Consider the following 10,895-nt stretch of genomic DNA (forward strand, 5'->3'; position numbering starts at 1 on the left):
ACGATAGTTGCTACTACACCAGCACCTACAGTACGGCCACCTTCGCGGATTGCGAAACGTAGACCTTCATCCATTGCGATTGGAGAGATTAACTTTACAGTCATCTTAACGTTATCGCCAGGCATTACCATTTCTACGCCATCTGGTAACTGTACGTCACCAGTTACGTCAGTTGTACGGAAGTAGAACTGTGGACGGTAACCTTTGAAGAATGGAGTATGACGACCACCTTCATCTTTAGAAAGTACGTATACTTCTGAAGTGAATGTTGTATGTGGGTTGATTGAACCAGGCTTAGCTAGTACTTGACCACGTTCAACGTCTTCACGTTTAGTACCACGTAGAAGTGCACCAATGTTCTCACCAGCACGACCTTCGTCAAGTAGTTTACGGAACATTTCAACACCAGTACAAGTAGATTTAGTTGTATCGTTGATACCAACAATTTCTACTTCGTCATTAATGCGGATGATACCAGCTTCAACACGACCAGTTACAACAGTACCACGACCTTGGATTGAGAAAACATCTTCGATAGGCATGATGAATGGCTTATCGATGTCACGCTCTGGCTCTGGGATGTAAGAATCAAGTGCGTCTGCAAGCTCAATGATCTTGTCTTCCCACTCTTTCTCGCCTTCTAACGCTTTAAGCGCAGAACCAGCGATTAGTGGTAAGTCATCACCTGGGAAATCGTACTCAGAAAGAAGTTCACGAACTTCCATTTCTACTAGTTCAAGTAGCTCTTCGTCATCAACCATGTCACATTTGTTCATGAATACGATGATGTAAGGAACGCCAACTTGACGAGAAAGAAGGATGTGCTCACGCGTTTGTGGCATAGGGCCATCAGTCGCAGCAACAACAAGGATAGCGCCGTCCATTTGAGCAGCACCAGTGATCATGTTTTTAACATAATCGGCGTGTCCAGGACAATCTACGTGTGCGTAGTGACGAGTAGGCGTATCGTATTCAACGTGTGAAGTTGAGATTGTGATACCGCGCTCGCGCTCTTCTGGAGCGTTATCGATTGATGCGAAATCTTTAGCAACACCGCCGTATACTTTTGCAAGTACGTTAGTGATTGCTGCAGTTAGGGTAGTTTTACCGTGGTCAACGTGGCCGATTGTACCTACGTTTACGTGCGGTTTTACGCGTTCAAACTTTGCTTTTGCCATGACGGAACCTATCAGTTTTGTGTATCTAGATTACATATGAAAATAATCCACCAGAGGTAGATTAAGTTAAATTTTTCAAATTTCAAATAGTATTTTCTGACAGATAAAGGAAGTAATCAAGAAGATTCTAAGACTGGTGCTGATAGGCAGAGTTGAACTGCCGACCTCACCCTTACCAAGGGTGCGCTCTACCAACTGAGCTATATCAGCAACACCAGAAACTGGAGCGGGCAGCGGGAATCGAACCCGCATCATCAGCTTGGAAGGCTGAGGTAATAGCCATTATACGATGCCCGCGTTAGCAACCTGTTCTTAAACTACCTCTAACCGTCAAGAATAAAGTGGTGGAGGGAGCTGGATTCGAACCAGCGAAGGCTGAGCCGTCAGATTTACAGTCTGATCCCTTTGGCCGCTCGGGAACCCCTCCACGATAATTCTTTACTAAACACTTTCGGTAAAAGGAAAGTGGTGCCGACTAACCGAGTCGAACGGTTGACCTACTGATTACAAGTCAGTTGCTCTACCAGCTGAGCTAAGTCGGCACTGCTTTAGTACGGGGCGAGATATTAGAGGAAGGTTGGTGGTGATGCAACAAGAAAATTAAAAAAAATGTGATTTTATGTGCCGAACGCTCACAAATCAGGCAAAACAGCCTGTTTTTGTTAATTTTTGCTCAATTCATACCAGTAATTGAGCCCCTTCATCACTAATTGCGGATCATAAATCGCGTCTAAAAATTGCGCTTTCAATAATGCACCATAGCCACCAGCAAAAATTAGTTGAGGTTTTTTATTGGTTAAATGTAATTTTGCTTGTTCAACAGCCCCTAAGGTTGCCACTAGCGCGCCATTTTTTAAACCATTAGGTGTGTTTACACCCAGCTCATTCGCAAAAGGCGTGTTGGCATCATCAAAAACACGCTGCGTATTCTGTGTTAATGAGCGTGTCATGAGATCAAGGCCAGGTAATATCCAGCCACCCAAATGTTGTCCTTGTGCTGTAAGTACATCAATTGTTGTGGCTGTGCCTGTGTCTATCACGATGCAATCTTGTTGCGGCCATAATTGAAAAGCAGCAATTAAACCAAGCCAGCGATCAATACCTAAATTACTAAATTGTTGATACGCACAGCTAAGGTTACTCAATTGTTTAGTCACTTTCGCTTCAAAACATGGCACCTGAAATGCCAATGCTTGTGCTAATAGCCCATTGAGTTGCTCATTTTTACCAACACTTGCATAAACCAGCTCGTTAATTTTCCGCCAAGGTAGCGCACTAACATCACACGGCTTGATTTCGCCTTGCTGGCATAGCGCTGCTTTAAGTGCTGTATTACCTACATCGATTAATAATCTCATTGAACTGCCTTGCGTAGTGAAATTTCACCACCGTAATAGCTTTTAACCTCACCATCTTGGCGAATACGAATACCACCTTGTGGATCTATGCCTTCACAGATACCACGCCAGCTTCTATGCCCAGTATTTAACTCCACACACTGTCCTGCAAAGGCGTTGAGTTCGTTCCACTGCTGATACATGTCATGCAAGCCAGTTTGACTGTACTGCGCTAATCGTTGCTCAAGGTGGTATGTTAAATGTGCCACCAGCTGATTTTTATCAATCTGTTGGCTATGTTGGCTCAAATCAGTCCACGCTTGGTCGATTTGCTGGCTGTAGCTTGTGGGCATTTGCAAATTAATACCAATGCCTATTACGAGCTGACATGGTCCTTGTGGCTGACCATCTAATTCGACCAAAACACCTGCGAGCTTTTCTTTATTAAGATAAATATCGTTTGGCCACTTGAGTTCAATATCTAACTGATACAGTGCTTTTAACGTATCGTAAACAGCTAAGCCTACAGCGATAGACATACCCATTGCGGCTTGCAGCCCGTCATCTAAGCGCCAGAAATAACTATAATACAAGTTCGCACCAAATGGAGACTGCCAAACGCGTCCGCGTCGCCCACGCCCTGCTTGCTGCATTTCCGCGACGACGACAGTGCCTGAATCTAGTGTTTGTTTAGCCGCAATACGGCGCATTAACTCACTGTTGGTCGAATCAATGATCGGATGCACTTCGATATGTGCCGTACTGGCGTTCAAGCCTTGATAATATTGCTGGATCTTATTTTGCTCTAACAAGCCCACGGAGTTATTAAGGCTATAACCCTTACCGCTAACTTTAAAAATATCCAGCCCCATCGCTTGTAAACTTTGCATATGTTTACTCACTGCGGCGCGACTAATGCCAAGTTGCTCACCAAGTAATTGCCCAGAGATAAAGCCCCCCTGATTGAGCGCATTTAAGATTGCTAATTTATTACCATCCGGCGCCTTCATGCTAACTCCCCTAAACCGATATGGCATTCAGTATCATTATTCATCAAGCGAACTTCATGCTGTAAGCTTATTTGATAACGTTGCCATATTTGCTGCTGGATATGTTGAATCATTTTAATTAGGTCACTGCCTTCACTGCCACCATGATTAACTAAAACTAACGCTTGTTGCTGATGCACTTCAATTCCTGCGATACGGTACCCTTTTAACCCTGCTTGTTCTATTAACCAACCGGCAGCTACTTTATGGTGGTGTTCATCATAGTAATAATGAGGCAACTGCGGATACGCGACGAGCAATTCGCTAAGTAACTGGTTTTCTATAATTGGGTTTTTAAAAAAGCTTCCGGCATTGGCAAGTATGTAAGGATCCGGTAATTTGCTGTTACGAGTTTTAATCACTTGCTCAAAAACCGTCTGCGCCGTTACCGACTCAAGCTGCTGTAAAGGACCATAGCTTAACTCTGGCTGCCAAAGTTTTGGTAATGCCAATGCAACGCAAGTGATCACTGCTTTATTTTCTAATTGATGCTTAAAAATAGACTCTCGATAGCCAAACTCGCATTGTTGACAACTAAGGCGGATGAGCTGCTTAGTGGCGATATCAAAATATTCTACGTATTCAATAAATTTTGCCAGCTCTACACCATAGGCACCAATATTTTGTACCGGTGCTGCGCCAACTGTACCGGGGATCAAAGCAAGATTTTCAAGCCCAGGCATCCCTTGTTTGAGCGTATATGCAACAAGCTGATGCCAGTTTTCTCCTGCAGCAACTTCAAGTAAGTAATCATTGTCGCGTTCAATGATGGCGATACCGGTAGTCGCCATTTTAATTACAGTGCCTTGATAATCGCTTAAAAATACCGTGTTACTACCTTCACCTAAAATGCAAAAAGGGCTATCAAACGTCAGTAGCTGTAATTGTGTAAGGTCAGTTATTTCGCACAGTTGTGAACACTGGCTCGGTAAAGAAAATGTATGAAAAGCTTGCAAAGAAAGAGCCACAAAATGCCCCAAAGGTTAATCGTCACTAATCGCAATAGTGTAACCTATCGTCGCAAAACGCGCATCAGATTGTAAAAATTGCTCAACCCTGATGGTCAATCATGATATAAAACCTGCACTTTTTATTTCCGTCCAGGGTCAATATGAAACTTAAACCGCTTTTTTTAAGCCTCGCTATGGCAGGTATGTGCTCTCAAGCAATGGCCAGTGCCATTGATCAAAATTCCTATGCTAATCTTGATGATGTTATTACTACACACTTAAATCTTGATTTAGACGTTGATTTTGCTGACAAGCAGTTAGAAGGTTTTGTTGAGCATACGTTACAATGGCAAAATGCCGACAGCAAAACATTGGTACTTGATACCCGTGACTTAGATATTGATAAAGTAATGTATCAAGATCAAACTGGAGGCTGGCATAAAGCAAAATTTACCCTTGCTGCACGTGATGATGTTAAAGGCTCAAAGTTAACTATTACTTTTAAAAACCAAGCAGCAAAAGTACGCATTTACTACAATAGCCGCCCAGAAGCATCAGGCTTACAATGGTTAACACCTGAGCAAACAGCCAGTAAAACTCATCCGTTTATGTACAGCCAATCGCAAGCAATTCATGCTCGTAGTTGGATCCCAGTACAAGATACACCAGCGATGCGTGTAACTTACTCGGCACGTATTCATACACCTAAAGATGTTCGTGCGGTGATGAGTGCCGACAACAAAGATGCACTTTATAAAGATGGCGATTACATTTTTGATATGCCTCAAGCAATCTCTCCTTACTTAATTGCGATTGGCGCTGGTAATCTAGAATTTAAAGCTATGTCACGCCAAACCGGCATTTTTGCTGAACCAACCATTTTAGATGCATCAGTTGCTGAATTTGAAGACACGCAAGCGATGATCGATAAAACAAGTACCATGTATGGTGAATATGCTTGGGGCCGTTATGACCTCTTAATGTTACCGCCGAGCTTTCCTTTCGGTGGCATGGAGAATCCACGTCTGTCGTTTATCACTCCAACGGTTGTTGCTGGCGATAAAAGCTTAGTTAACTTAATCGCTCATGAGCTTGCTCACTCTTGGTCTGGCAACTTAGTAACCAATGCTACATGGGAAGACTTATGGCTGAATGAAGGTTTTACCTCGTACGTTGAAAACCGTATTATGGAAGAAGTTTATGGTCGTGACCGTGCGGTTATGGAGCAAGCGCTTGACGCTGCGGGCCTGCGTGCTCAACTTAAAACTATTGCAGCGCCAGATACTCGCCTTAACTTAAAACTTAATGGCCGCGATCCGGACGATGCATTCAGCTCAGTGCCATATACTAAAGGCCAGCTATTCTTAATTTACCTTGAAAACAAGTATGGTCGCGACAAGTTCGACCCATTTGTAAAAGCCTATTTTAAAGAGTTTTCATTCAAATCTTTGACCACCGCAGAGTTTGTTACTTACTTAAAAACGAACTTAATTGAACAGTATCCAGGTGTTGTTAGCATGGATAAAGTAAACGAGTGGATTTTTCAGCCTGGCTTACCGAGCGATGCACCAAACCCAACCTCAGATGCATTCGATAAAGTAGATAGTGCAACAGCAGCATGGTTAAAAGGTGACACAACTGCCGCACAACTTCCTACGGCAAATTGGACTGTGCATGAGTGGTTACACTTTTTAAATAACTTACCACGTGATTTAAGCCTAGATAAAATGGCGATGCTAGACAGCGAGTTCAACCTTACACAATCAACTAACGCAGAGCGTGCTTTTGCTTGGTTTATGCTTGCGGTTGGCAATGGCTATCAACCTATCTATCCAGCACTTGATAAACACTTATCAGGTATTGGCCGTCGCAAATTAATCGTGCCGCTATACAAAGCTCTGATTACTAATGGTAAACGTGAATGGGCACATGAAGTATACCTAAAAGCGCGCCCGGGCTACCACCCACTTGCGCAAGGTACTATTGACGACTTGTTTGCTAAGTAATAGCTAAATAACGAAAATTAAAAAGGGCGATTTATTCGCCCTTTTTGCTATCTATTTTAATCAGTGCTATTTATTTTTAGTGACTTTATCAATGAAAGCTTGCCGCTCTTGAGCACTGGCTTGTTGCCACCAAAAATCTAACATGGCGGCAGCACTAGGCGCATTACCTGCATTAGGTGCAGGGCGAGAAACTGGAGCTTGTAAATTAGCAGCCATCGGTGCAGCTCTGGTTGCTGCTGTTGGTGCTACTTGCACTGTCGCAACTTGAGAGTTAATACTACTTGTCAAATCGGGCTCAGCTATAATGGCTAGCGGCGTGCCTAATGACGCCCCTTTTGCTTGTAAGCTCACTTGTGGCGCTTCTGCAAAAACTTCTGCTGCTACCGCATTATCAGCACGGTTAAACACCACATCATAATCTGTATTGGCAGCAATGGTCATCGTCACCCAAAATGGTTCTGAGTCGATAACTTGATGCTCATCGTAACCTTGCTCGTACAAATCGGTGTATTTAAGTTTGAGCTGATATACGCCAGGAACCAGCTCGACTTCATCAACACGGTTGAAAAATGAATGCTCAATTTTCTTATCGCCCACTTGTAATGGCACTATTTCTTCAGGAAAATTGACGGTTTCGGCCACGCTTGTCGCACTCAAAAATAATGACACAATACCGCTTAATAATAAATGTTTACGCATAATAGCTCCTTGTTGTTTGATTTCAGTTTGACACTGCAGGCAAAGTTTGTCATTAGTGACTTTAGTACAACCGACAAAGAGCCCTTTAAATGAGCCAAGAAACTATTTTTACTAAAATTATTAACCGCGAGATCCCAGCTGATATCATCTACGAAGATGAGCTTAGTTTAGCGTTTAGAGATATCAACCCACAAGCCCCTTTTCACGTGCTGATTATCCCGAAAAAAGCGATTGCGACCATCAATGATATTACCGAGCAAGATGCGCCAATTGTTGGCCACCTGTATGTGGTTGCTGCAAAAATAGCGAAACAACAAGGCTTTGCAGAGGATGGTTTCCGCGTGGTAATGAATTGCAATGAACATGGCGGGCAAACTGTTTATCATATCCATTTACATATGCTAGCAGGTAAAATAATGGGGTGGCCACCTTACCAAAATAAGACTAAAGGTTTACTTTAAACGGCTTAACTGTAAATATTTGTAAAAAAAAATTAACTTTGAAAGAAAATGTTATTTGCTATTAATTTCAAATTGTTACAAAGTTTTTTAAATGTATCTTTTATGACGAATACGATAAACGTTATAAAACTATGTCTATCTTACCCTAAAGTAGGAAATTTCTAATACTAAAGGGGCGGATTGCATGTTAGGATTGATTAGTCAACTTTATTCAAGAGTATAGTAAGTATGAGTAGTTCTGCCTTTTTGTTACTAGATCTAGAGCCAATTAATACAATTGGTATTAATGTATTAGAGCCTTTATTAAAAACCCAAGGGCTCAATGTTACTACCGGAACAAATATATCTGACGTTCCTGAGGGAACGCGTTTATTGTTTATCGAAACATCAAGCCAAGACGCTTGGGGGAAATTGAAAGAGCAATTGGTCAATCTACGTATTAAGTGCGATATCGTATTATTCAACTTAGACGAAAATCCAGAACTAGCTAATCGTGCATTGTTAAGCGGTATTCGGGGTGTTTTTTATACTACCGACAATGCTGATGTGCTAATGAAAGGCATTCGTTTATTACTCGAAGATCAGCTGTGGTATCGTCGTGATATCATGTGTAACGCATTAAACCGTATGTTGCAGTTCAATAAAGACGCATTACATAAGCTCACTGACGGTGATATTGAACCTGTAAAATTAACTAAACGCGAAAAAGCAATTATCTCCTTAATGAGTAACGGCTCTAAAAATAAGGAAATAGCTGAAGCGTTAAGCATTAGTCCACACACTGTAAAAACTCATTTATACAGCGCATTTAGAAAGACAAAATGTCGTAATCGTATTGAATTATTATCGTGGGCACAACAAAATATTCCGGACGAAATTCGCTAATCTAGTAACTCTTATTTTAATATTAAAACAGGTACTTTGTGCCTGTTTTTTTGTTTATTCTAGAGCGCGATATTTGCTAACAAATGCAATTGCCATTATTCTAAACTCGTCATCCTGATCTGCTTGGAATATGAATGCTCGACTCCCTCACGCTCTACTCTGCCAGTGCCGCCATGATGGTCGTCATGGCACTACTCAACTTTTTAACTTGGCGCGCCAACAAAAACACTCCAGGCACAGTGTTATATATTCTTTATCCTTTAGTGCTATTTATTGCTCTAATGAGCTTTGCCTTACACGGTCGTCTCGATAGCATTATCACTATTGTTCTTGCTAATAGTTTATGGTTTAGCGCGTCCATCATCCATGCATTAGCAATCAGCCAATTTTTAGGTTACCGCGGCAAAGAGTTTCGGTTTTTTGTATTAGCAACCTTGTTTTGCGGAGCATTGCTAATGTACTTTACCGTAGTTGATTCTAACCTTCGTAATCGTATGCTGGCCTCTGATTTACAGCATATAAGCGAAGCACTGTTTTTACTGTACTTATTTATTCGCTTTGCCCGTAAGCCCTACCCCAATGGCAGCATTGTCTATATTTTGATCCTGACCATTATTAGCTGTATTTTTGTCGGTCGCGCTTTTTTAATGGAAGATGTTAACAATTTCACACTGTTAAAAGAAAACTGGTTTAGCGTGACCTTACTGGTTAATGGCGTGATCGCCCCAATGTTTTATACCACCGGGATGGCGTTATTATGTAACGAGCGCAGAGAGCAAAACCTCAATCAGTTAACTAATAAAGCGCAAAAAGATCTTGAAATAAGAGGCTTATTTTTATCTACCATTAGTCATGAAATTCGCACTCCCCTTAATGGTATTTTAGGTAGTGCGCAATTGATCTTAAATCAATCAACAGACCCGCGAGACAAACCTTATTGCGAAGCCATTATAAACTCCGCCGAATCACTTAACTTGTTAGTGGATAAAGTGCTTGATTACGCAAGCCTTGACCAACACAACGAAGCACTTTATGAAGAGGACGTAGAATTTAAAACTTGGTTGCATAACTTATGTTTATTACTTAGTCCATTAGCCGAGCAGAAACGCTTAAAGTTTGAGTTAATTTATAACCTCCCAGAGCAAGCTTGTTATTACTGCGACCAACAAAAACTTCGGCAAATCATCATTAACCTCGTTGGTAATGCGATTAAATTTACCGACAAAGGTGAAGTTAAAATTCGCGTAGAGTTATTAGAGGAGCGCCAACTTGAACATCATATTCGTATTAGTGTAATTGACTCGGGGCCTGGCATTGAAGATGATGAAATAGAATACCTTACAGAGCCATACGTACAAAGTAGCGCAGGTAAAGAAAAAGGCGGAACAGGCCTAGGGCTTGCTATCACCAGCCGCCTACTAGCCAAACTGGGCTCCCAACTTGATATTACCAGTGAGTTAGATAAAGGCAGTTCGTTTAGCTTTGATATCACGCTTGTGCTTGGCGAACTCAGCCTTGTTGAACAGCGCCATCAATCAAAAGATTATTTAACTGGACTAGATGTATTACTGGTCGAGGATTTAGATTTAAATCAAAAAATAGCCATAGAATTTATGGCTGATGATGAGCATAAAATCAAGCTCGCCCGCGATGGTAAAAGTGCTATTAACCTGATGCAAGAGTACCACTTTGATGTTGTGCTATTAGACATGAACCTGCCAGATCTGACTGGCCAAGAAGTACTTAAAACCCTCAAAGGTATGGAGCATAAAAATCAACGTACCCCAGTACTCGCCTTTACTGCCAGTTTAAGCCCTGACGAAATCAAAGAGTATTTCTCATTAGGAATAAAAGACATTGTTGGTAAACCAATTAAACAACAAAAATTACGCCAAGCATTAAGTGATTCACAAAGCAGCCATGCACCCAGTATTGCCGTTGAGCTGAGTGATGTTTTATATGACAATACCGCAGCAGACACATTAAAAAGCTCTTTTAGTGAAGACGAGATTTCGTCTATTTACAACGAGTTTGTATTATCCGCACGCAACAAGCTGATCCGTGCTCAACAATTATTAGACGAAGATAAAGAACAATGTATTAAGCTGCTCCATCGCCAAGCAAGCACCGCTTTACAACTCGGTTTTAACCGCTACGGCATAGAGTTAAAAAAAATAGAACGACGCTTACTCGACAACAAACCGCTTAAAGAGTCACTCACAGAAGCATTGGTGTTATGGCAAAATAGCCTTGAGCAGTATTTAAAGTATGTCAGGGAGCAGATGAGTTGACGAATTGGCGAGTTGGCGAGTTGGCGAGTTGGCGAGTTG

9 protein-coding genes and 4 tRNA genes are annotated in these 10,895 nt (G+C 41.7%); 4 read left to right on the forward strand and 9 right to left on the reverse strand.

From position 1 onward, the window contains the following. The 8 genes from tuf to murB all read right to left on the reverse strand — a co-directional run. Positions 1–1,178 (reverse strand): elongation factor Tu (tuf, locus tag H5203_RS19755; protein WP_145238308.1); only part of this gene is annotated, 1,178 nt, incomplete at its 3' end. A 134-nt stretch (positions 1,179–1,312) separates the two neighbouring features. Further along, positions 1,313–1,388, reverse strand: a tRNA-Thr gene (locus tag H5203_RS19760). A 12-nt stretch (positions 1,389–1,400) separates the two neighbouring features. Continuing rightward, positions 1,401–1,475: transfer RNA gene (locus H5203_RS19765), tRNA-Gly, on the reverse strand. 45 nt (positions 1,476–1,520) lie between these two features. Beyond that, positions 1,521–1,605 (reverse strand) — tRNA-Tyr (locus H5203_RS19770). A gap of 39 nt (positions 1,606–1,644) precedes the next feature. Further along, positions 1,645–1,720: transfer RNA gene (locus tag H5203_RS19775), tRNA-Thr, on the reverse strand. Between the two features lie 120 nt (positions 1,721–1,840). Beyond that, positions 1,841–2,536 (reverse strand): type III pantothenate kinase, encoded by a 696-nt coding sequence (locus H5203_RS19780; protein WP_182735854.1) that lies wholly within the window; start codon positions 2,534–2,536, stop codon positions 1,841–1,843. Next, the gene (gene birA, locus H5203_RS19785) at positions 2,533–3,525 is read right to left on the reverse strand and encodes a bifunctional biotin--[acetyl-CoA-carboxylase] ligase/biotin operon repressor BirA (protein ID WP_149983335.1); all 993 of its coding nucleotides are present in this window, start codon (positions 3,523–3,525) and stop codon (positions 2,533–2,535) included. The genes H5203_RS19780 and birA overlap by 4 nt, the downstream gene beginning before the upstream one ends. Further along, positions 3,522–4,532 carry a UDP-N-acetylmuramate dehydrogenase gene (gene murB, locus H5203_RS19790; RefSeq protein WP_182759049.1) on the reverse strand — a complete coding sequence of 337 codons (1,011 nt, stop codon included), beginning with the start codon at positions 4,530–4,532 and terminating at the stop codon, positions 3,522–3,524. Before murB ends, birA begins: the two co-directional genes overlap by 4 nt. Before the next feature lie 143 nt (positions 4,533–4,675). Here murB and H5203_RS19795 point away from each other — a divergent pair, with 143 nt between their 5' ends. Beyond that, entirely contained in the window at positions 4,676–6,520 is a 1,845-nt protein-coding gene (locus H5203_RS19795; RefSeq protein ID WP_145242742.1) for a M1 family metallopeptidase, read from the forward strand. A gap of 66 nt (positions 6,521–6,586) precedes the next feature. Here H5203_RS19795 and H5203_RS19800 read toward each other — a convergent pair whose 3' ends face one another. Continuing rightward, positions 6,587–7,219 carry a DUF2057 family protein gene (locus H5203_RS19800; RefSeq protein ID WP_182735853.1) on the reverse strand — a complete coding sequence of 211 codons (633 nt, stop codon included), beginning with the start codon at positions 7,217–7,219 and terminating at the stop codon, positions 6,587–6,589. Positions 7,220–7,308: 89 nt separating this feature from the next. Between H5203_RS19800 and H5203_RS19805 the strand changes: the two genes are divergently transcribed. The 3 genes from H5203_RS19805 (at position 7,309) to H5203_RS19815 (ending at position 10,856) form a co-directional block, all read left to right on the forward strand. Beyond that, positions 7,309–7,680 (forward strand): histidine triad nucleotide-binding protein, encoded by a 372-nt coding sequence (locus H5203_RS19805; protein WP_145242738.1) that lies wholly within the window; start codon positions 7,309–7,311, stop codon positions 7,678–7,680. Positions 7,681–7,908: 228 nt separating this feature from the next. Further along, on the forward strand, positions 7,909–8,565 hold the full coding sequence (locus H5203_RS19810) for a response regulator transcription factor (protein WP_145242736.1): 657 nt from the start codon (positions 7,909–7,911) through the stop codon (positions 8,563–8,565). 134 nt (positions 8,566–8,699) lie between these two features. After that, entirely contained in the window at positions 8,700–10,856 is a 2,157-nt protein-coding gene (locus H5203_RS19815) for an ATP-binding protein (RefSeq protein ID WP_145242734.1), read from the forward strand. The last annotated feature ends 39 nt before the right edge of the window (positions 10,857–10,895 follow it).

The sequence above is a fragment of the Pseudoalteromonas sp. SG41-1 genome, assembly GCF_014164575.1.
GTDB lineage: Bacteria > Pseudomonadota > Gammaproteobacteria > Enterobacterales > Alteromonadaceae > Pseudoalteromonas > Pseudoalteromonas rhizosphaerae.

What these genes read in the sequence shown, in the direction of transcription:
- H5203_RS19780 (WP_182735854.1), bottom strand. Translation starts at nt 2,536, where the DNA reads ATGAGATTATTAATCGATGTAGGTAATACAGCACTTAAAGCAGCGCTA.
- birA (WP_149983335.1), bottom strand. Translation starts at nt 3,525, where the DNA reads ATGAAGGCGCCGGATGGTAATAAATTAGCAATCTTAAATGCGCTCAAT.
- H5203_RS19795 (WP_145242742.1), top strand. Translation starts at nt 4,676, where the DNA reads ATGAAACTTAAACCGCTTTTTTTAAGCCTCGCTATGGCAGGTATGTGC.
- H5203_RS19800 (WP_182735853.1), bottom strand. Translation starts at nt 7,219, where the DNA reads ATGCGTAAACATTTATTATTAAGCGGTATTGTGTCATTATTTTTGAGT.
- H5203_RS19805 (WP_145242738.1), top strand. Translation starts at nt 7,309, where the DNA reads ATGAGCCAAGAAACTATTTTTACTAAAATTATTAACCGCGAGATCCCA.
- H5203_RS19810 (WP_145242736.1), top strand. Translation starts at nt 7,909, where the DNA reads ATGAGTAGTTCTGCCTTTTTGTTACTAGATCTAGAGCCAATTAATACA.
- H5203_RS19815 (WP_145242734.1), top strand. Translation starts at nt 8,700, where the DNA reads ATGCTCGACTCCCTCACGCTCTACTCTGCCAGTGCCGCCATGATGGTC.